Below are 22,378 nucleotides of genomic sequence, written 5' to 3'. Positions count from 1 at the left end.
TAACAAATCTCTTTTCTAGTATGAGCTAAGGCTTAGGCTTGGCCTGAGATAGCTTCAGCAGCATCGTCCATTGAAAGAACTTCGTGGAAGACACGTTGTGTCAATTCAGTCTTTTGTTCTTTTGTGAGGTACTTAGTGTTGACACAGTAACCAGAGATACGAACGATAACATCTTCGCCAGACATAATCTTGTCATAAACGTCTTTAAGGTCCATAACGTTCAAGTTAACGTGTTGACCACCGTTTTCGAAGTAACCATCAAGGATTGTTACCAAGTTGTCAACTTGTTCGTCAAATGTTTTACCGAGGGCACGTGGAGAAACTTGAGTTGTGAGTGAGATACCATCTGCAGCATATGAGAAATCTAGGCTTGCAAGTGAGTTAAGGTTTTGCAACCAACCACCACGCGCTTTGTTAGATGGGTTAGCACCTGGTGAGAAGAATTCAAGTTTAGAAAGGTTTGTTGTGCCATCTTCGTTGAGGTAAACCCCTTTGTGAACTGGAGAGTTACCAGTTTGTTTAGAGTAAGCAACGTTTGATGTGATGGTAAGAAGTGATACAGTTGCTTCAGCGTTCTTGTAAAGTTTGTGGCTACGAAGACGAGTAGTATAAGCTTCAATCAACCATTCAGCCAATTCGTTTGAACGAGGATCATCTTCACCCCAACGAGGGTATTCACCAGTTGTTTCATAATCATAGATGTAGCCATCTTCATCACGGATTGGTTTAACAGTAGCGTATTTAATAGCTGACAAAGTATCAACAGTGTTGGCAAAGCCACAGATACCGAATCCCATGTTAGCACGTTGTTTCGTTGGCAAGAAGGCCATTTGAACAGCTTCGTAGTTGTATTTATCAGTCATGTAGTGAATGATATTAAGAGCATCTACGTAAGTTGAAGTCAACCAATCAAGAGATTTTTCGAAGTTAGCTTTAACAGTATCAAAGTCAAGAACGTCATCGCGGACAGGTTCGATATCAAATACTTTGTAGTCTTTGTGAACATCGTCGTAACCACCATTGAGACCAGTAAGAAGAGCTTTAAGGACGTTTACACGAGCACCAAAGTATTGGATGTTGTGACGTTGTTCTTCATTTTCTGGGTCAAGTGGTGATACACAACATGAGATACATGACATTTCACCGTAACCATCTTTGGCCATTGTTGTCACACCTTCATACTGGATAGAAGAATGTTTATGTGACATCTTCATACAGTAGCGACGGAATGAATAAGGCAGTTTATCAGTCCAAAGTACAGTCAAGTTTGGTTCTGGAGCATTACCGATATTATCAAGTGTGTTCAAGAAACGGTAGTCCATCTTAGTCACACGGTGACGTCCATCAGCCCCCATACCAGCCATAGAAGTTGTAATGAAGGTTGGGTCACCTGAGTAAAGTTCGTCATAAGCTTTAGTACGAGCAAACTTCACTGTACGAAGCTTCATAACGAAGTCGTCTACAAATTCTTGGATTTCTGATTCTGTAAATGTACCACGAGCAAGGTCACGTTCTGCAAAGATGTCAAGAACGATTGGCACACGTCCAAGAGAGGTAGCGGCACCATTGATGACGCGGCAGACTGCCATGAAAGCAATGTTAACCCATTGGATAGCTTCTTTAACGTTCATAGCAGGGCGGCGTACATCAACACCATAAAGGTCACCCAATTTAACAACTTCACCAAGTGCTTGGTATTGGAGGTTAACTTCTTCACGAAGACGAATTGATTCTTCGTCAATTTCAGTGATAGCATTCCAGTCGTTAACTTTTTCTTGCATGAGGTAGTCAGCACCATACAAAGCAAGACGTGCGTAAACACCAATGATACGTCCGCGTGAGTAAGCGTCTGGAAGACCAGTTACAGTGTGTGCGTGACGGGCACGGCGAATGTTAGACGTATAAGCACGGAAAATACCATCGTTAACAGTTGTTACATATTTTGTGAAGATTTCATGAACTGCTGGGTCAGGTTCATAACCGTTTTCTTTCATAGCAGTTTCAGCCATACGGATACCACCTTTTGGCATGAAGTTCAATTTGAACAATTCATCATTTTGGATACCATAAATCAATTCATCTTCTTTTGAGATGTAGCCAGCAGGGATACCAGCAATTGAAGTAGGACGGCTATCGTAAGGGAAGCGAGTAGCTTCATAACCAGCTTTAGTTTCTTCTACAATTTTTTTAATTTTAAGTGAACGTTCAGTAACGCCAGCCAAGAAACTTTCATCACCATCATAAGGTGTGTAGTTAGCTTGTACAAAACGTGCTATGCTTGCTTTTTCTTTCCAGTCAGTTCCTTTGAAGCCTTCCCAGGCTTTTTCGAAAACATCTGTGTTAGTTTTTACAGTTGCCATTTATTTGTCTCCTTAAATCTAGTAACAGCACATCTGTTACATTTACAAGTATAGTTTATCATACAGGAAGCGTTTTCCAAAGTGAAAAAACTTCTAAAATAGTATTTCTTTTATAATACAGTTTCTTAAAGATATCTTATCTGTCCTATAAATATGAAAATTTGGATGAAAATGATGAAAAGGAGTATAATAAAATTAGGAAATTGCAAAGTTAAAGGAGGTCTCTCATGATGAAAAACAACAATGTTACAGGTTTTACTTTTTTGTGGCTAGCTCTGTATGCAACAGCTGCCTTTCTATTTGAAATTGTCTTGGTTATTGTTGAGAATTTCTTGGGTATTACTCTCAGTCAGGCAAGCACTTTGCAGATGATTGCTCACTGGACCATAACAAGCCTAGGTTGGCTGGGTATAGGCTTAGCTATCATTGCTTTGGCCAAGAAACAGACAGGCTTTAATCTCTTAAGTAGTGAAAAAAAGGAAATATTACCTTGGCAATGGTTAGCGATTGCTTTGAGTTTCGTTCTAGTTACGCTTGTGCAATACTGGGACTGGAATGGCTTCAAAATTCTCCTTGAATTCCAGCGCTTAGGTTGGTTAAAGTTTATCTTCCAATACCTCTATTATATTGCTGAAAGTTTTTTGATTTCCTTAGTATTGGTTTTTGGGCAAAAGGCTTTTGAAACCTGGTTTAAAAATGATAAAATCCCTTATGGCGGTATTTTACTTGGGCTGACTTGGGGCTTGATGCACATTTTGTCAAAAGGCAGTGTTTTGACAGGTATCATGACCTGTTTAGCAGGCTTTTTATTTGGTAGTGTCTATCTTTTGGTCAATAAAGACTATAAGAAAACTTTTATTATTGTGACTATTTTATTCATGCTTTGAGACTTTAAGGAGGCTTCATGTTAATTTTTCCTTTGATAAATGACACATCTCGGAAAATCATTCATATCGATATGGATGCCTTTTTTGCGTCTGTTGAAGAACGAGACAATCCAGAACTCAAGGGGAAACCTGTTATTATTGGTAGCGATCCACGTCAAACGGGTGGACGTGGAGTGGTGTCAACTTGTAATTATGAAGCCAGAAAGTTTGGAGTGCATTCAGCCATGTCCTCCAAGGAAGCCTACGAACGTTGTCCTCAAGCTATTTTTATTTCTGGCAATCATCGCAAGTATCGTGAGATTGGTTATCAGATTCGTGAGATTTTTAAGCGATATACTGACTTAGTCGAGCCCATGTCTATCGATGAAGCTTATCTGGATGTGACAGAGAATAAGCTAGGCATTAAATCAGCTGTTAAGATTGCTAAGATGATTCAGTATGATATTTGGGAGGAAGTTCATTTAACGTGTTCTGCGGGTATTTCTTATAATAAATTTTTGGCAAAGTTGGCTTCAGATTTTGAAAAGCCGCGTGGTCTAACCTTAGTTTTGCCAGAAGAAGCGCAAGCTTTTTTAGAAAAACTCCCCATCGAAAAATTTCATGGCGTAGGGAAACGCTCTGTTGAAAAGTTGCATGACATGGGGATTTTTACTGGAAAAGACTTATTGGCGGTTCCTGAGTGGACCTTGATTGACCGCTTTGGGCGTTTTGGTTATGATCTTTATCGTAAGGCTCGCGGAATTTCTAATTCACCAGTCAAACCCAATCGAGTGCGTAAGTCTATCGGCAGTGAGAGGACTTATGCGAAATTACTCTATGACGATAATGACATTAAGGCAGAAATTTCCAAAAATGCTCAACGTGTCGCTGACACCTTGAGCCGAAATAAAAAGGTTGGTAGGATAGTGGTCTTAAAGGTACGCTATGCTGATTTTTCAACCTTGACCAAGCGTGTGACTTTAGATGATGTGACAGATAATTTTGATAAAATCAATCAAACTGCTAAGACGATTTATGATAGTCTTGAAGAGAGTTCAGCCGGTGTCCGCTTGCTTGGTGTGACGGTCACTGGACTGGAAAATGGGAAGCAAGATATTTTACTAGAAGTATAAAAAACACGTGCTAATCTCTATCGGTGGAATACCGATTGAGATCAGTTCGTGTTTTTAGATATTAATCTTCTTCCTCTTCAAGTTGCTGATTAAGCAATTTTGCGCGGGAATAGGTATAGTAATACATAGCGATAAGAGCAGCTTGGATAACCAAGGTTAAAATGCTAATTTGATCTGTAAAACTAAATAAAATGCTAAGAACCGATACGCCGATACCTAAGAAATGTGGAACATAGCTAAGCTCTGCATTTTTCTTTAATTTGGACAAGTTTAGGGCACTGAAAACAATAATTGAGATAGCAATAGCAAGTGATAAAACAGACATGAAAATAGCAAAGGGTGTGATTGAAAGTTTTAGAGTAGCCAATTGATTATCTGTATAGGCGGCTGTGAACTTAGGATTGTTTAGATTTGCCATAAGTAATAAAATACCAGCAATACCCAATAGATAAATAACCGTAACGATAGCATTGATAACAATACTCAAAATGGTAAAGCTACGAAAAGATTGTTTAACTTTTTCATAAGAAATCATAGAAGACCTCCAAAATAATTGTATTAGATTTAATATACAATTATTTTAGCACAAAAACTGAAAATGTAAATATGTTTAAATGATTTTTTCAATAAGTGGACAGAAAAATCATTTAAAAAAATGCTTGATATCAGTTTGCGTTAAACCAATCATAGGATCAATGAAGTGAAGATTTTCCTCAGTAAGGCGGTGTTCAATTGTTTCATTTTCTAGATTAACATCATCTAAGTTTAGGCTTAACTGGTTGTCTGACTGGCAACTGACATCTTTGTTTGCTTTGGGTGGGTCAGTCTTGTCTGAGGTTTGTCTTTGTAGTCTCAAAGAATCGGAAGCTGGCAGTAGAGGTATGAGGTCAGGACTAAAACGTTCTACAAGATAGGTATTTCGCTTGGCACCTTCATTTTTAATGGCGTAGTCGAAGGCTGAGATTTCTCCCAGCATAACCAGCTTACTCTTTGAGCGTGTGATAGCAGTGTAAATGAGGTTGCGTTGTAACATACGACCACTCTGACGTGTGATGGGTAAAATGACAACTTGAAACTCACTTCCCTGTGATTTATGGATAGACATAGCGTAGGCAAGTGTAATTTTGATCCAATCATTACGCGGGTAGATGACTTCAGTTCCATCAAAGTTTATGAAGATTTCATCTTGTTTGGACTCAGTATATTTGGCTGGAATAAGGTCGGTAATGTAGCCAATATCACCATTGAACACATTAGCTTCGGCATCATTGACAAGGTGTAAAACTTTATCGCCTTTTCGGAATTTAATGTCATTAAAGAGAAATTCTATGCCATCAGTTAGAGGATTGAGGAGTTCTTGCATGAGGACATTGAGATTGTTGATACCAGCCTGCCCACGATACATAGGTGCCAAGATTTGGATTTCTTGTGGGGAGATACCGCTTTTGATGGCAGAACTGACAATCTTTTGAACCATAGTCGGGATATGTTGAGCTTGGGCTTCAAAATAGGAACGATCAGCTTTTTTCTGGGTAAAATCATGAGGTAGTTGTCCCTGTCTCATCTGCGCGGCCAAGGTGACAATGGTAGAGTCTTTCGATTGTCGGAAAATTTTGGTAAGCGCTACTTGAGGCAGCTCAGCTATTTTTAGTAAATCTGCTAAGACTTGTCCTGGACCAACGGAAGGCAGCTGATCGCTATCACCCACTATGATGACTTGAGTGTTAGATGAAATGGAACTAAAGAGTTGGTTGGCTAGCCAAGTATCAACCATAGAAAATTCATCAACGATAATCAGGTCACAGTCTAGATAATCGTCCATGGCTTGGTAGTCATTGTCACCATTGAGACCTAGATGGCGGTGAATAGTTGCTGCTGGGAGGTGAGTTAATTCGCTCATGCGGCGGGCAGCACGACCTGTCGGTGCTGCTAAAACGATAGGGAGGTCTCCCTTGTTGAGATCAAGTCGATTAAGACTAGCATAGGCTGCGATAAGACCATTGATAACCATAGTCTTCCCTGTCCCTGGTCCGCCAGTCAGAATAAAAACTTTACTTTGAAGAGCCTGCTGGATGGCGGATTTTTGAACGTCATCATAGCTGATACCGAGATTATTTTCAATTTCAGTGATTTCTTCAGCGAGTTGTTCAGTTGAAAAATCAGTATTCAGCGGTGTATCCAAGATGCGTGTCAGGTGTTTTTTGATACCCGCTTCTGCGTGAAAAAGACTGTTGTCAAAAATCTTTGTATCAATATTTTGTACCTTATCTTCGGCGATGAGATTACTTAATTCTTGCGCTACAGTAGCGGGATCTAGTTCAATTTGTCGTGCTTCTTCAAGCAAGACAATAGCATTTTCGAGTAATTTTCTAGCTTCTACATAGGTATCACCCTGTTCTAGCGAGGTTTCTAGGAGACTGTGAACGAGAGCAGCGCGAAAACGTTGAGGAGAGTCGGCTTCAATGCCTAATTGTTCTGCTAATTGGTCAGCGATTTTGAAACCTACACCCTGAATATCCTCAACCAATTGATAGGGATTTTCTTGAATGATGGTCAGTGCCTCATCTTTATAAGCGTTGAAAATCTCAACAGCGATACGATTGGTTAAACCATATTCAGCGAGTTTGGCTAAAATTTGCTCAGTACCATAGTTGAGTTTAAGTTTGGCAATGAAACGTTCTTTATTGACTTTGGATAGCCCAGAAATGCTATCTAGCTTACTAGGATCCTCCAAAATGTTATCAATGGTGTTGTCACCGTAAAGTGCCACAATCTTTTCAGCAGTTTTATTACCAATTCCTTTGAAATGCTCGCTAGAAAAATATTTGACCAAACCAGATGAGCTGGGCTTGGTGCGCTCATAACGATTGATTTTGAGTTGCTCACCATATTTAGGGTGTTGGGTCAATTCACCCCAAAAGGTGTAATTCTCACCCTCCATGACATCCGCAATGGTTCCTGTAACGATAATTTCAAAATCATCAAAGTCTTCACAGTCAGTATCTTCAATTTCTAGCAATAAAATTTTAAAAAAGTTACTGGCATTTTCAAAAATAATACGGTCAATAGTTCCTGAAAAATAAACTTCCATAGTGATTTTCCTACTCTACAAAGAAAAGGCTGAGTCTGAGCCCAGCCCTCTAGATTATTCGACGCTACCAAAACTTGAAAGAGGCCAGAAGCGGAATTTGACTTCACCAATAATGGCAGTTCTTTTGAAAGTACCTACCTCGCGACTGTCTTTGGAGACAATACGGTCATCGCCGAGCAAATAATATTCTCCATCTGGGACAGTTACTGTAAATTCAGCATTTCCGCTAGCATCTGTCGTGAAAGCAGTAGAAGTCTGTGCGCGTTGTTGGAAAAAGCTGTTATAAGAATAGATGCTTTGTAATTTATCGTCTTTGAAAGCTTTTTGATAGGTTTTTAGATAAGTTTCACTGACTTTTTTGCCATTAACATAGAGGATGTCGTTTTTGTAAGAGATAGTGTCACCAGGCATACCTATAACACGTTTAACAATGTCTTTGGTCTGACCATCTTCAGTCTCTCTAGCGACAACAATGTCAAAACGGTCGATAGAGGTTGTGCGAATCACGATTAAACGTTCACTATTTGCTAATGTCGGATCCATAGAGTGACCATCAACTTTGACTGGTTGCCAAATGAACCAGCGTGATAAGCCAAATGCTAGCATGAAGAGGATAAAAAGTCCCCATTCTTTGATAAAATGTTTCATTAATCTTTCCTTATTTTTTTAGTAAGGCCTGTGCCTTTTGTGTATTTGCAAAGTGAAGCTTGGCAGTATGCTCCAAGCCAGACATGCCATAGGCTGCTAAAATCTGACTGGCAACTTTATCGGACTTGTTTCCGGCGCCACTTGGTAAGATAAAACCTGTTTCTTGGCTTAGTTTATCAAGGTTTTCCAAGAAGAGATTACGCGCAATGATAGAACTAACGGCAACTGCTAGATATTTCCCTTCGGCCTTTTCTTCGAATGTCAGTGGATTGTCAAAGTGATTGGTTTCAGCCTTAACATATTTTTCATAATTTTTCTGGCTAGTAAAGGCATCAATCACAATTTTGTCAGGTCTTGCAACTTCTTGTAAGAGCAGATAGATGGCCTGATTGTGGAGAGCAACCTTGACTGAGACAGCATTGTGACGCTTTCCCTTGCCGACCACTTGATTGTATTTTTGTGGGGATAATAGCAGAGCTTTATGGGGAATTTTTTCTTCTAAGACCGGTGCTAGTTGTCGAATCTTGATATCATTGAGAGTTTTGGAATCATCCACACCGAGTTTTTTTAGCCAAGCATGTTCATCTGGAGTGACAAAACTAGCAACGACTGCAAGACCACCAAAGTAAGAACCGTTCCCTACCTCATCAGACCCAATTAAGGCAAGATTTTGCCCAGCTGGACTTTTAGCTTTGCTATTTTCCAAAATATCCTGATAGCCAAATTGACTAGCTAAAACTGAGGCACCAGTCCCCTGAAAGACGACCTTGCCAGATGTATAGATGAGGACGGAAGCTTCTCGTGTTTTGGCGGCAAAACTGACATAAGGATTATTACTATTTACTTGAAAGCGGGATAGTTCTTGAGGAATGTCGGTCGTTCGTCCCTGACCGAGTGTCATTACAATTGCAGTCATGTCACTATTTTATCACAAAACTAAAAAATACGGACGTCTTAACTGTTTTTAGAGATGTTTTTCTTTCATCATTTTACGAAAGCTAAATTTTACGGTATAATGCTAAAAGAGGTAACTAGTATGAAAAATAAGAATCGCTATAAATTTACATTTGGTGAAAAAGTGCTGACGCTGACAACAGATAAAGATAATCTCTTTATGGAAGAGGTTGAACGTGTTGCTCTAGAAAAATATCAGGCAATCAAAGAAAGGCTCCCTCAAGCTGATAATGAAACGATCGCCATCTTGATGACTATCAACTCTCTATCAACTCAGCTGACACGTGAACTTGAAGTTGAAAAAATTGAAAAAGAAGTCCAAGAATTGCGTCAAACAGCTATTAGTGATTTGCAGGAAAAAGCAAGTCGGGCAGACACTGGTGAGGAGTAAGTATGTTATCATTCTTAATCTTGCTGATTTTAGCTTGGAGTTTTTACATTGGCTATAATCGTGGTATCATTTTACAGGTTTTTTATAGTGTTGGGGCAGTGTTTTCATTTATTATTGCTTCAAACTATTATCAGAAAGTGGCAGAAAAAATTTCTCTTTGGATACCCTTCTCAAATCCGGCTGAAGGCGTGACCATGTCTTTTTATACAGCGATTAATGTTTTTAAGCTCAGTTCGGTCTATTACGCTGGTGTGTCTTTTTGTATCTTATTTTTTTTATCGTACCTATTGGTTCGTCTTTTAGGAATTTTTGTTCATTTTGCGCCGCTTGATCGTTTTGAAAGTCGAAAGACCAATCTTGTAAGTGGTCTTTTAGCGATTTTGGTGACATGTCTTTTTCTGGAACTAGGCCTTAGTGTTCTTGCGACAGTTCCAATGCCTTTTGTACAAAATACCTTGGCTTCTAGTGGTGTCATAAAATTTTTGGTTAACCATTTTCCAATTATTTCGGGACTTTTAAGCCAGCTTTGGGTGGCATAATGACTTGTATGAGTCAAGATTTTTGCATTTTATTGATGCATGTGCTATACTATGTTCAATCCTAAATTTTTATGAGATTAGTTTTCTACGAACTGATTTCAAAATTTTTCATAATCTCCGAAAATGAGCTTGGGACTTAATTGTTCCAAGCTTGTTTTTTTGTTTTCGGTAGTTGGCGAGTTTAGCGTTTATGATATTTTAGATTGCTTTATAGTCATTTCTTACGTTGACAGACAAAGAAATTTCAATTATTTTTTGTCTAACATTGATCTTTTGAGCTTTATCTCAGGCTAAAAGGTTTTTAAGCATTTGAAAATTTGAGTTAGCCAATTTAATTGGATAAAAGTGACATCCCCTCAAAAGTTTTACAGCGTCAACTTTTGCTCTTCAAAGTAAAGAGAGGTTGCTCTCGTGTGACATTTCCGTCATTATTTCTGAAATTTTGGTATAATAGAGCCTATGAATACTAAGATTTTGGAACAGTTAGAATTTGATAAAGTCAAACAGCTTTTTGCAGCCTATCTCCAAACTGAACAAGGGCAGGAGGAACTAAGCAAATTGCTACCGATGACTGACAGTGAGCGGATTCGTCGAGCATTTGCAGAAATGGTGGATATGGAACAGCTTTTCATTGAGCACCATTCCTTTGGCATGGGTAATCTGCGTGATATTTCGGAGCCCTTGCGCCGCTTAGAATTAGAAACGGATGTCAATATTCCTGAAATGATTGATATTAAGAAAGTCCTGCAAGTCTCTGCGGAAATGCAGCGCTTTTATGCTGACTTGGAAAACGTTCAGCTAACAGCTCTCAAGGATTTATTTGAAAAACTGGAGACTTTTCCAACCTTGCAAGGCAGTTTGCAAGCCATTAATGATGGTGGTTTTATTGAGAATTTTGCCAGTCCAGAGTTGGAGAAAATCCGTCGTCAAATTACTGCCAGTGAAAGCCAGGTTCGTCAGGTCCTGCAAGACGTCCTCAAAAAACAGGGAGACTACCTGTCAGAAAATCTCATTGCCAGTCGTAATGGTAGAAGTGTCCTACCTGTCAAAAATACATACCGTAACCGTGTAGCAGGGGTTGTCCATGACATTTCAGCGTCTGGTAGTACGGTTTATATTGAACCACGTGCAGTTGTTCAGCTCAACGAAGAAATCACGCAGCTTCGTGCAGATGAACGACATGAAATGGCGCGTGTCCTGCGTGAATTGTCAGACATGCTCCGTCCTCATACCAATGTCATTCGCAATAATGCTTGGTTGCTGGGACACCTTGATTTTGTACGGGCTAAGTATCTCTTCATGCAGGATAATCAGGCTACGGTGCCCAGCCTTTCAGCAAACAAAACGGTTCAGTTGCTCAATGTTCGTCACCCGCTGCTGACCAACCCTGTTCCTAATGACCTACACTTCATGAACGATTTGACAGCCATTGTCATTACAGGTCCAAATACAGGTGGTAAGACCATCATGTTGAAAACACTGGGATTGGCTCAACTCATGGCCCAGTCTGGTATGCCTATTTTGGCAGATAAGGGTAGCAAGGTTGCTGTATTTAATGCTATTTTTGCAGATATTGGTGATGAGCAATCCATTGAGCAGAGTTTATCAACCTTTTCAAGTCACATGACTCACATTGTGGAGATTTTAGAGGTGGCAGACAGCGATAGTCTTGTCCTTTTTGACGAGTTGGGAGCCGGTACGGATCCGCAAGAGGGTGCTAGCTTGGCTATGGCTATCCTAGAACACTTACGACTGATGCAAATCAAGACTATGGCGACGACTCACTATCCGGAGCTTAAAGCTTACGGGATTGAGACTGCCTTTGTGGAAAATGCCAGCATGGAGTTTGATACTGAAACTTTGAGCCCTACTTATCATTTTATGCAGGGGGTTCCAGGTCGGTCTAACGCCTTTGAGATTGCTCGCCGTTTGGGATTGGCAGAGGTTATTGTCAATGAAGCAGAGCAAATGACTGATGCGGACAGTGATGTTAATCGTATCATTGAACAGTTAGAGCAGCAGACTTTGGAGACCCGTAAACGACTTGGGCATATCAAGGAAGTAGAGCAGGAAAATCTTAAATTCAACCGTGCAGTCAAAAAACTTTATAATGAATTCTCGCATGAACGTGACAAGGAAATGGAAAAAGCTATTGCTCAGGCCCAAGAAATTGTTGACTTGGCTCTTGCTGAGAGTGATGACATTCTCAAACATCTGCATGATAAAGCTGAACTCAAGCCACATGAAATCATTGAAGCCAAAAGTAAACTCAAAAAACTAGCTCCGCAGGTTGACCTGTCTAAGAATAAGGTACTCAAAAAAGCTAAGAAGCTTCGTGCGCCGCGTGTGGGGGATGACATTATTGTCGCTGCTTATGGTCAACACGGGACCCTCATCAGCCAACTCAAGGATGGTAAGTGGGAAGCGCAGATTGGTTTGATTAAGATGACCCTGAAAGAGGACGAATTTAGTCTGGTCAAGGTACAAGAAGAAACTCAAAAACCTAAGAAGAAGCAAGTTAATGTCATTAAGAAGACCAAGTCAGGTGGTGGACCACGAGCTCGTTTGGATCTCCGTGGTAAACGTTACGAAGAAGCTATGCAAGAGCTAGACGAATTTATTGACCAAGCCCTGCTCAATAATATGGCACAAGTGGACATCATTCACGGTATTGGAACAGGTGTCATTCGCGAAGGTGTCACCAACTATCTTCGCCGAAACAAACACGTCAAATCCTTTGCCTACGCACCGCAAAATGCCGGAGGTAGTGGCTGTACCATTGCTAACCTTGGTTAGGAGAATCTCATGAAAGCATACAAACATAGCGTTCAATACTATGAAACGGATCGCATGGGGATTACCCACCACTCCAATTATGTGCGCTGGATGGAAGAAGCACGCTCCTTTTTGTTAAAGGATATTGGTTTTCCTTATGACTGTATAGAGGCGAAGGGGATCATTTCCCCCGTTACAGCTGTGGATTGTCGCTATAAGGCAACCTCGACTTTTGCAGATGAGATTACGATTGTCATCGAAGTGGCTAGTGTTAAGGGGGCAAGGCTGGCGCTGGATTACACCATGACAAATCAAGACCAGATTCTTGCCTGCCAAGGCCACTCAGAACACAGTTTTCTCAACCGAGATGGCAACTTTGTCCTCCTAAAACGAGATTTTCCAAACTTTTATCAGGCTTTGAAGGAGTTGGAGAATAAAAATGCTTTTTAATCAAGCTGGTTTAAGGAGCAAATATGAAGGGCTATAACTAAATCATCAAGCAAGCTTAGAAATATTTTCTGAAGCATCTTGTGAAAACAATCGGCGGTAACGTTAAAAATCTGCGTTTGGCATTGGACTTCAATTAGATGCAACTAGCTGACAAGTTGGGAATTTTCAATCTGACCATTTCCAAATGAGAGACAAACACCGCCCATTTGGAAATTACAGTCTTACCGGATTTAGCAATCGAGGTAATTATGGGGATGTTTTACCTTGCTTCCTCATTATGTTATAATAAACAAAATTGTTTTTGGAGGCTGATGATGGCAACGATTGGTATTGATTTGGGAACGACAAACAGCTTAGCTGTTGCTTATCTAGATGGTGAAGTGGTCTTGATTCCCAATAGTTTTGGTGAATTTTTGACACCGAGTGTGGTTCATGTGTCAAAAGATATCTTAACTGTTGGCAAGTTAGCCAAGGAGCGTTTGGTTACCGACAGTGCTAATACAGCTCAGCTTTTTAAGCGTTCTATGGGAACTAATGATAGCTTTGTCTTAGATGGCCAGGTTTTTACAGCACTTGATTTATCAGCCTTAGTTGTTAAACAGCTTATCGCTGATGCCGAGGCCTTCTTGGGTGAAGTAGTGGATGAGGTGCTCATCAGCGTACCAGCCTACTTCAATGATCGCCAGCGGCAGGCAACCAAGGCCATCGGTGAGGTACTTAATATCAAGGTTGAGCGTCTAATTAACGAACCTTCCTCAGCGGCCATTGCTTGTCATGAACTTGGCACCTATGAGCTCTTCATCGTCTTTGACTTTGGCGGTGGGACCTTGGACGTTTCGGTTGTTGATTGTTTTGAGAATGTTATCTCCATTACGGCTATTGCAGGCGATAACTTTCTTGGTGGTAGCGATTTTGACAAGGCCATTGCAGAGCATTTTTGTCAGGTTCAGGGACTCGACTTTGATAGTCTGGATAAGACGGTTCAGTCTAGCCTTTTGTTGGCAGCAGAGCGTTGCAAACTAAAACTACAAGATGAAGAAACTGCCACAATCTCCCTAGTTGTCAAGGAAGAACTGTATTTCAAAAAATACAGTCAGGATGATGTCAGAGAAATCATCAAACCAGTCCTGCATCGCGTGAAAAAGGTTATTGCTCGTGCAGTCAAAGAAAGTGGCTACACCGCACAGGACTTGGATTATTTTATCCTCGTGGGAGGATCCAGTCAGATGCCTCTGGTTCAGCAATACCTTAAGCATATCCTCAATATCCCCATCAAGAAAGTGGCAGACATGGACGAGTTGGTGGCGCGTGGTCTGGGAACATATCTAGCTATCAAAGAGCGTAAGGAACAGGTCAAAGACCTCGTCGTGACCGATATTTGTCCTTTTTCGTTGGGGGTTGATTCTTTCAATGAGGATTTCCAAAAGGTTGCATTTTCAAAAATCATCTCTAAAAATACTGTCCTGCCAGCCAGTGCCTCGGCTTTTTATCAAACGCACGATTTAGGTCAATCTCAGGTTCAGTTTAATATTTATCAGGGGGAATCTTTCAATGTAGATTCTAACCTAAAATTGGGAGAATTTTCCATTGATGTACCTGTCAACCATCAAAAACATGAAGTTGTCAAAGTGACTTTCTCTTATGATATCAATTCGCTACTCTATGTCGAAGTTGATGTACTATCCACCAAGGAGCACTACATTTACCAGATGGGTAGAGGCAAGAATATGGAACGCCTAAGCAAATCCAGTCACTTGGATCGCATCAAGACCATTTCAAGCAATCTCAACTCAGAGCCTGTTTATGAGGCTTTGATGGAAAAAGCAGAGCGAATTTGTCAAGAGTTACCTTACCATATTCAACCAAAATTCATCGAAAAAATTGCTCAATTTTCACGAGACTATGACACTGCCTTTAACAATATTAAGAAAAAACAGGAAATCCTTTATGTCTTTAAACGTTACTTGGAGCAATTGGAATCTTATGTTTATGGGGAAGATTTGGACATTTTCAGAGACTTGGACGATGATAACTGAATGAGTCAAAAATTTGGAGAGTAAAAAAGAACAGTTTAGTAAGGAAAGGAGGTTAATGACAGGTGGAGTATTTCTGGCGTGTTTTAGGGATTGACCCGACAACCGATTTACGTAAAATCAAGCAAGCTTACGCTCAACAAAGCCGACAATATCATCCTGAGGAATTTCCAGAAAAATTTCAAAGCATCCAAGAAGCCTATAAGGAGGCTATGGCTTGGCGAAAACGACAAGTGGCGCACGCAGTGCAAGCGCCTGCAGTGCCTGATTTGGATAGCCTGTTAGGCCAGCCTGAAGCAACTAGACAGGGATATTTAGGCGATTTAGAGTTGCCAGAAGTTGGCCAGTCTAGGCTAGACTTTGATCAATTTGGTCACAGTTTGCCTACGATTAGAGGAGATGAGGAGTCTGAGTCAGTTACATCTAAGACTAACGCTCCAATTGATGGTAGTCAGCTAAATCCAGAATCTAAAAACGACAAGAATGTCCATATTGGTGACATGGGTTTGCCAAATGCTGAAACTGACCGGAAGTCGGTTAAACCTGATATTAATCAACCGATTGATGGTGACCAGTCAAACTCATGGTCAAAGAATGATGGAGCTGAACCCTTCATTAATATCAATTTGTTAGATAATGATAGCTGGCTAGGTCAATCAATGGGATTGCGTAGAGATGACATTTTTCAGTTGGGTGTAGAGAATACTTATGAAAAAATTCATGATTTTCTGGACACGATTGATCCACTTCTGGAGAAGGGAGTGACCTTGTCACTCTTCAGGCGGTTATTGAACATGGCACAGTCTGAAAAGTTATTGAGTGATCCAGATTTTAAAGTAGCTTTTTCAGATATTTTGATAGTTCATATGCGTGACAGTCAAGTCAGACCAGAGAATGTTCAGTTTATGCTGATGTTGTCTAAATCAAGCGGTTTGACAGGTTTTGAAGCCTATCTAGAAGAGTTGGAATTTCAAAGAAAAAGTAAGGGCGCCTTAACAAAAGAGGAAAATCGCAGTCTAAATTGGAAATATTTTAAATATACTTGCCTTATTTTCTTATTAATTGGGGCGCTTATAGCGATTATGCCAACGCTTACTCCTTCATCTTCTTCAACAAATAAGACTCCTAGTAATTACCAGAGAGTCCAGTCTTCTAGCACAAAGACTGACCTAAAAACAAATAGCGGCTCTTCTTACAGCTATACTCCGGTACCATCCAGCGATACTCAAAAAGTACGAGAAGCAATTGATGAGGTTGTAAAGTCCATTCCCAAAACTGTAACGGATACCATCACGGTGACTTATGACAGTGATACTCACACTTATTCCATTGAAAATAGTGCAACTGGCAATAAGCAAGCCATTCCGAATGCCAAAGATGTGATGGTTTTAGACGTTGAAGAAAATGGAAAACGAGAAAAAGCTATTGTTATGACAACAGACGATAAGACCTGGCAGCTTCTAAGTGATGATGGTCAAGTCAGAGGAACTATAACAGGGACAGATCAATTAACTGCATCATCAGTGATAACTATTGTTAATGGTCAGATTGCAGTTAAACCAGTAAATTAAAAGGAGTAGCTATGAAAAAATTTGTTATCGCTTATATGGATTATCTTCTAAGTGGTTTTGTGACAGCTATAATTATTGGTATTGTAGTTGCTTGTTTTGCTGATGCTATTCATTGGTTGCTCCAAATTGCTATGGAGAGTAAGGGGGCTATCTTTCTAATTCTTGCTTATATTGCTTTGAGTTTTATGATTACCATGTTTATTTGGGTGATTCCTTATTCCTTTATTCGAAAGCTACTATTTGTCAAAGGCTTTTACACCCAAACGAATAAGATTATTCCAGGTATGGTTATCAATAAACGTGTTCATGTTAACAGACATGCACAGAAAACTTTCTACATCAAAGTCTTTGCAGATGATAAAAATAAGGAATTTGTCGTTAGCCGTGAGAACTTTAACAACTATGCCATTGAACAACGGATCAAAATCAGAAAAGAATTTATCTCGCATAAGGGACAGTTAGTACGGACCGAGCTTTATCTTGTAAACTGAAAGTGGGACAAATACGATGAAAAGAGGAGTTTGGAACCATCTTTGTACAAGCTCTTTTTTTTGCGATTAGCTTGAACTAGGGCTAATATTTAATGAAAATCAAGATAATCCTTTTGTAAATAGCAGAGCTATAAAGGTGAAACTGTAGTGATCACTCATTTAGATGTTAGTTGATGATGTCAACTGTGCTTATGAAGGTTTTGCTTATGCTTTGAAGATATTATAGTCAATTAGTTTATCTTTTATTACTTCGTTAACTCGCCTTGCCGTACTCCAGTACTGCCTGCAGCTCGTTGCCTAGTACTAAAAGCAAACTAAAAGACTATAGAACCTGTGTTCACAGTTCAGAACTTCTATCTAAGGCTAGTTTTTGAGCTACTCATCGTTAGTTTTTTTCAAAATACAGTCGGTATTCTCTCAAAAAAACTACCTTGATTAGCGAAAAACTATCTCCTCTTATCTATAAGCACTTCGCTTGTGAATACAGGTTCTTAGTGTGGAAGAGGCAAATCATTTTCACTGGCTGACCTAGCTCTGCAAATTAAGTCAATGACTTAGCTCACTTGGCGGATGGCATGTGAATTGTTTTTTCAGATGGCGGACTTATCTGGATAAAATTCTGTTTGGTATAGTCAAGATTGGGAAAAGAAATTTTTATCATATCAGAATGGAAGCGCATTTTAGAACAGGCGTAGCGTATTCAAATAGACAGCAGAGAGACCGTATTAGGATATCTTGAAATCGTAATAAAAGCCACTAACGCTTATCCCAAGATGGTTAAGGAAGCTAACCTCGTTGATGCGTCTTGGACACTAGGCGTGGCATGTTGTGCACATGGTGTCCCATTATTGATAACACAGCATGCGCTAAAGTCGGGCCTGTTACGCAAGATCCTGCTGGGGTTGATAGATTAAGTGGAGAAAAGGCCATGACAAATTGTCCTAGCTTAAGACTGAAGATAACGTCTCTTTTTAGACTTTCCTCAGGTGATAGCGGATGGTAAGTGAAATGACTCAGTGGATGATTTCAGAAATCCATGGAATACCATACCTAAGATTTTAGCCTAGAGTTGCCAATCTTCCTAATGCCTGAAACACACCAGCTTCGAGCATTTTATTACAGTGGAAAGTCTTGGTTTAGTGCTTGCTTCGCTCGTAAAATACTAATTTTTACTTTTTCTAGAAATTTGTGGCATTACTTTTTCAAATTGAAACATCATCTCATTGACATTATCTCCAAAGGGGAAGATATCAACGATTTTGAAGCCACAATTTTTGAGATAAAAGGCGATATTGCGCTTTTCAAAATAGGGAGTAACAGTTTCCCAGACCTTGGTTTCTGGGAAGGTTGTCTCAATGGTACGCCAAGCTTGGCTACCATATCCTTGACCAATGAAGTCTGTCTTAATAAAGAAGAAATCAAGATGGTTGTGCTGGTTAGGTGTGATTTGGATAGTAGCACCACCTACGCAGGTATCGCCATCATAGATATAGAAAGCTTGTACTTGTGGGTGCTCAAGACTTTGCAACAGGTCAGCTGTTGAGGGAATGAGTTCAGTAGCAACATCTTCCTCACTAACAGCAAGAGAAAAAGAGCGCTGACAATCAGCTATAAATGCTTTCCAGTCAGCTTTTTCTAGTGGAATAAGTTTCATAGTCGTCCTCCTAATGCCATTATAACATAAGTGACTTGACAGTAGTGAAGGCTGTACTCTTACGTAGCAGTAGTTAAGTATTTACTTGTTTTTGTTGGGAATTTTGTGATATAGTATGTGTTAGTTTTTGTCTTCCCAAACATTAGGGAAAATCATATTTTGAAAGGAATTGTTATGACATCACTGATTCAGCATAAGCGGGTTGAATTCACTGAGCTTTTCTATGATTTGGTTTTCGTTTATGCTATTTCCAAAACGACAGGTCTCATTCACCATTTGCAAGGAGGAGTGTTAGCACCGCCTGCCTTTGTCACTTTCTTGACCTGTCTACTCGTCTTGGTTAATACTTGGATGTTGCAGACTATGTTTACTAACCGTTACGGGAGAAATTCTCTCTTTAACATGATGGTTATGTTTGCAGATATGGGTCTGCTCATGCTTTTGTCCAATATGTTTACCTTGCATTGGCAGAGTAACTTTTATTTCTTTGCTTGGGTGCTTGGTATCCTGTCTTTTACCCTTTTCCTGCAATATTGGGTTCAGTACAGACAGCCAAGTAGCAATCCAGAAGATAAGGAGATGATCAAAGGCTTCTTTTATATTCTAGGAACACGAACGGGTGGAGTCTTTCTCAGTGCTCTACTGCCTTATGATATAGCTATATGGGTTTACTTTTCGGCTATCTTGATTTCCTTTGTCATGCCTCTCTTTTTCAGTAAGAAGATGAATCAGGTGCCTATCAATTTCCCACACTTAGTGGAGCGAATTTCGCTTCTAGTCATTATCACCTTTGGGGAGATGATTATGGGAGTGGCTAATTTCTTCACGCCAGCAACTTTTAGTATCAATTCAGTTTGCTATCTACTTATAGTTGTCTTCCTTTTTCTCTTTTATTTTGGTGAATTTGACCATGCCCTCGATGAAAGTAAAAAGACTTTGGGCATGCGTCTCATTTACAGTCATTACCTGATTTTCACAGGTATTCTCATGATGACCGTGTCACTGAGTTTTTTGGCAGAGCATGAGGTCAATCACTGGTTTGCTGTCAGTTTCCTCTATACAGGCGTTTTCTTATTCTTAATAGCTGTTCTGTTAAACGGTAGTTATAACAAACCAGCTTACCAATGGACAAGAGACTACCTCGTGAAAACAGCTGTACTCTTTGTGATGGGTCTAATCCTAAGTTTGGCCTTTGCAGCTTATAGTCATATGGTCGTTTACATCACCACCGCAGTTATCTTTCTCATCTGGCTGACCTTTATTCGTTTCTATCTCAGACAGCACAAAGCCTCTCAAGACCCGCATGAGATTTATTTTATTTGATATTTAACCCTGATTCCATGATAGGTGTCAGGGTTTTCACATGTCAAAGTGAGGAATTTGATATAATAGTGGGAAGTAAATTAGAAGTGAGGAAGCAGTATGGCTAAATAAAATATATATGATAATCCAGTATTTTTCGAGGGTTACAAGACAATCAGAGACAAAGAAGTTAATGCTAATACTTGATTGAAATTCCCGCCTTATTATCTATATTGCCAAACATGGTTGGAAAAAGGATTTTAGACTTAGGGTGTGGTTTTGGTGAACACTGTAAACTGTTTGTAGAAATAGGTGCTGAAAAAGTAGTCGGCTTGGATATATCACAAAAAATGATAGAAGTGGCTAAAATAGAAAATCACAGTCCCAAAATTGACGATATCCATCTATCTATGGAGGATTTAGCAACTTTAAATCAAAAATTCGACATAGTAGTGAGTTCATTAGCTTTTCACTATGTTGAAGCCTATCCGAAACTAATTAAAGATATCTATCACTTATTAACAGATGGAGGCTATTTGCTCTTTTCACAAGAACATCCATTAGTGACAAGCCATTCACAGGGAGAAAGATGGATCAAAAATGATAATGGGATGAAACTTTGTGCGAATATTTCTAACTATGGAAGAGAGGGGAGAGCGAGATGTGGTCTAGTTTGTTGATGCAGGATTCAAAATTGAAAAAATTATGGAACCTCTACCCGATAACGATATTCTGAAACTACACCCTGAATACGAGGATTTATTTCATCGGCCAGATTTTTTGATTATCAAAGTTAAAAAATAGGTTTGATTGAAGACGAGACAGAAGGGGTCGTATTACCTTGTTACAGCTAGAGAGGGCTACGCCTATTTAGATGAGCAAATGGGATTTGATGTAATAGGTGTGGATTTAATGAACCTTAGGAGAGAAAAACGAGTACAAACAAAGTATTACTTTCCCTTTCCAATCTTTTGCAATCGTGGTAAACTTAAAGGAAAGAAAACAAAGGAGTATTTCATGGAAAATAGAGTTCAAAAATTAGAGGCTGCATTGGCTAAGACTGATTGTGATGCAGTTTTGGTAACTAATCTGAAAAATATTTATTATTTGACTGGTTTTTCGGGAACAGAAGCGACCGTTTTTATTAGCAAGAACCGACGCTTGTTTTTGACGGATTCGCGATATACTTTAATTGCTAAGGGCGTTGTTAAAGGTTTTGATATTATTGAAACACGTGATGCCTTAGCTGAGATTGCTAAGTTAACAGCAGATGATCAGCTAGTGAAAATTGGGTTTGATGACCAAGTTTCTTATCACTATTTTAAAACATTAGAGAAAGTTTTTGTAGGACGTTCTTTAGTTCCAATGACTGAATTTATTGAAAAGATTCGTATGATTAAAGATGCTGGTGAAATTGAAACGATTCGTCATGCTTGTTCCATATCTGACCGTGCTTTTCTTGATGTTCTTGACTTTATCAAACCAGGAAAAACATCTGAACTTGATGTTATGAATTTTCTTGATGCTCGCATGCGTCAACTAGGTGCTTCAGGTGCTTCTTTTGATTTTATCATTGCATCTGGTGAACGCTCTGCTATGCCTCATGGCGTGGCAAGTGACAAGATTATCCAATCTGGAGAGACTCTTACGATGGATTTTGGGTGTTACTATAATCATTATGTTAGTGATATGACGCGAACAATTCATATCGGTCAGACGAGTGATGAAGAGCGTGAGATTTATGATGTGGCCTTGCGTGCCAATAAGGCTCTGATTGAAGCAGCAAAAGCAGGAATGAGTCGTATTGACTATGACCGTGTACCACGTCAAGTTATCAATGATGCGGGTTATGGAGCCCACTTTACACATGGAATTGGTCACGGGATTGGGCTTGATATCCATGAAATTCCTTATTTTGGTTATTCTGATGAGCCTATTGAGGCTGGAATGGTATTGACAGACGAACCAGGGATTTATTTGGATGGTAAATACGGTGTTCGTATTGAAGACGACCTCGTTGTGACTGAAACTGGTTGTGAGGTCTTAACATTAGCACCAAAAGAGTTGATTGTTCTATAGTAATATAGTAATCTTTTTGCTGACTTGTTTGGTGATTGATA

Annotated in this window: 18 protein-coding genes; 12 read left to right on the top strand and 6 right to left on the bottom strand. The window is 39.7% G+C overall.

Annotated elements, in window-relative coordinates; translation table 11 throughout:
• Positions 1-32 precede the first annotated feature (32 nt).
• Positions 33-2,360 (bottom strand): formate C-acetyltransferase, encoded by a 2,328-nt coding sequence (gene pflB / locus A3I7_RS0106540; RefSeq protein ID WP_018375988.1) that lies wholly within the window; start codon positions 2,358-2,360, stop codon positions 33-35.
• Between the two features lie 227 nt (positions 2,361-2,587).
• Here pflB and A3I7_RS0106535 point away from each other — a divergent pair, with 227 nt between their 5' ends.
• Positions 2,588-3,247 (top strand): hypothetical protein, encoded by a 660-nt coding sequence (locus A3I7_RS0106535; protein WP_018375987.1) that lies wholly within the window; start codon positions 2,588-2,590, stop codon positions 3,245-3,247.
• Positions 3,248-3,264: 17 nt separating this feature from the next.
• On the top strand, positions 3,265-4,359 hold the full coding sequence (dinB, locus tag A3I7_RS0106530; RefSeq protein ID WP_018375986.1) for a DNA polymerase IV: 1,095 nt from the start codon (positions 3,265-3,267) through the stop codon (positions 4,357-4,359).
• Between the two features lie 61 nt (positions 4,360-4,420).
• Here dinB and A3I7_RS0106525 read toward each other — a convergent pair whose 3' ends face one another.
• From A3I7_RS0106525 to rnhC, 4 genes are all read right to left on the bottom strand, one after another.
• Positions 4,421-4,894 carry a hypothetical protein gene (locus A3I7_RS0106525; protein WP_018375985.1) on the bottom strand — a complete coding sequence of 158 codons (474 nt, stop codon included), beginning with the start codon at positions 4,892-4,894 and terminating at the stop codon, positions 4,421-4,423.
• A 108-nt stretch (positions 4,895-5,002) separates the two neighbouring features.
• A complete protein-coding gene (gene recD2 / locus A3I7_RS0106520; RefSeq protein WP_018375984.1) occupies positions 5,003-7,450 on the bottom strand; it encodes an SF1B family DNA helicase RecD2 in 2,448 nt (815 codons plus the stop codon).
• 54 nt (positions 7,451-7,504) lie between these two features.
• Positions 7,505-8,098, bottom strand: a complete 594-nt coding sequence (gene lepB, locus A3I7_RS0106515) for a signal peptidase I (RefSeq protein WP_018375983.1) — start codon at positions 8,096-8,098, stop codon at positions 7,505-7,507.
• Positions 8,099-8,108: 10 nt separating this feature from the next.
• Positions 8,109-9,014 (bottom strand): ribonuclease HIII, encoded by a 906-nt coding sequence (gene rnhC / locus A3I7_RS0106510; RefSeq protein ID WP_018375982.1) that lies wholly within the window; start codon positions 9,012-9,014, stop codon positions 8,109-8,111.
• Between the two features lie 120 nt (positions 9,015-9,134).
• On the opposite strand from rnhC, the gene A3I7_RS0106505 reads away from it, so the two are divergent.
• The 7 genes from A3I7_RS0106505 (at position 9,135) to A3I7_RS0106475 (ending at position 17,302) form a co-directional block, all read left to right on the top strand.
• Positions 9,135-9,443 carry a hypothetical protein gene (locus A3I7_RS0106505; RefSeq protein ID WP_018375981.1) on the top strand — a complete coding sequence of 103 codons (309 nt, stop codon included), beginning with the start codon at positions 9,135-9,137 and terminating at the stop codon, positions 9,441-9,443.
• A gap of 2 nt (positions 9,444-9,445) precedes the next feature.
• On the top strand, positions 9,446-9,982 hold the full coding sequence (locus A3I7_RS0106500; RefSeq protein ID WP_018375980.1) for a CvpA family protein: 537 nt from the start codon (positions 9,446-9,448) through the stop codon (positions 9,980-9,982).
• A 459-nt stretch (positions 9,983-10,441) separates the two neighbouring features.
• Positions 10,442-12,778 (top strand): endonuclease MutS2, encoded by a 2,337-nt coding sequence (locus A3I7_RS0106495; protein ID WP_018375979.1) that lies wholly within the window; start codon positions 10,442-10,444, stop codon positions 12,776-12,778.
• Between the two features lie 9 nt (positions 12,779-12,787).
• Positions 12,788-13,207, top strand: a complete 420-nt coding sequence (locus A3I7_RS0106490) for an acyl-CoA thioesterase (protein ID WP_018375978.1) — start codon at positions 12,788-12,790, stop codon at positions 13,205-13,207.
• A gap of 314 nt (positions 13,208-13,521) precedes the next feature.
• Positions 13,522-15,243, top strand: a complete 1,722-nt coding sequence (locus A3I7_RS0106485; protein WP_018375977.1) for an Hsp70 family protein — start codon at positions 13,522-13,524, stop codon at positions 15,241-15,243.
• A gap of 62 nt (positions 15,244-15,305) precedes the next feature.
• A complete protein-coding gene (locus A3I7_RS0106480) occupies positions 15,306-16,811 on the top strand; it encodes a J domain-containing protein (protein ID WP_018375976.1) in 1,506 nt (501 codons plus the stop codon).
• Between the two features lie 11 nt (positions 16,812-16,822).
• Positions 16,823-17,302: a hypothetical protein gene (locus tag A3I7_RS0106475; protein ID WP_018375975.1), complete on the top strand. Its 480-nt coding sequence runs from the start codon at positions 16,823-16,825 to the stop codon at positions 17,300-17,302.
• A gap of 1,162 nt (positions 17,303-18,464) precedes the next feature.
• On the opposite strand, the gene A3I7_RS12585 is transcribed toward A3I7_RS0106475, so the two are convergent.
• Positions 18,465-18,956, bottom strand: coding sequence for a GNAT family N-acetyltransferase (locus A3I7_RS12585; RefSeq protein WP_018375974.1), 492 nt, complete (start codon positions 18,954-18,956; stop codon positions 18,465-18,467).
• Positions 18,957-19,130: 174 nt separating this feature from the next.
• Here A3I7_RS12585 and A3I7_RS0106465 point away from each other — a divergent pair, with 174 nt between their 5' ends.
• The 3 genes from A3I7_RS0106465 to A3I7_RS0106455 all read left to right on the top strand — a co-directional run bounded on the left by A3I7_RS0106465 (position 19,131) and on the right by A3I7_RS0106455 (position 22,337).
• On the top strand, positions 19,131-20,279 hold the full coding sequence (locus tag A3I7_RS0106465; protein WP_018375973.1) for a low temperature requirement protein A: 1,149 nt from the start codon (positions 19,131-19,133) through the stop codon (positions 20,277-20,279).
• A 182-nt stretch (positions 20,280-20,461) separates the two neighbouring features.
• A complete protein-coding gene (locus A3I7_RS13165; protein ID WP_018375972.1) occupies positions 20,462-20,938 on the top strand; it encodes a class I SAM-dependent methyltransferase in 477 nt (158 codons plus the stop codon).
• 337 nt (positions 20,939-21,275) lie between these two features.
• A complete protein-coding gene (locus A3I7_RS0106455) occupies positions 21,276-22,337 on the top strand; it encodes a M24 family metallopeptidase (RefSeq protein ID WP_018375971.1) in 1,062 nt (353 codons plus the stop codon).
• Positions 22,338-22,378: the final 41 nt, after the last annotated feature.

This window comes from Streptococcus orisratti DSM 15617, from assembly GCF_000380105.1.
Taxonomy (GTDB): Bacteria; Bacillota; Bacilli; order Lactobacillales; family Streptococcaceae; genus Streptococcus; species Streptococcus orisratti.
The sequence above is the reverse complement of the archived record's forward strand: the minus strand, read 5'-3'. Positions and strand labels throughout refer to the sequence as shown.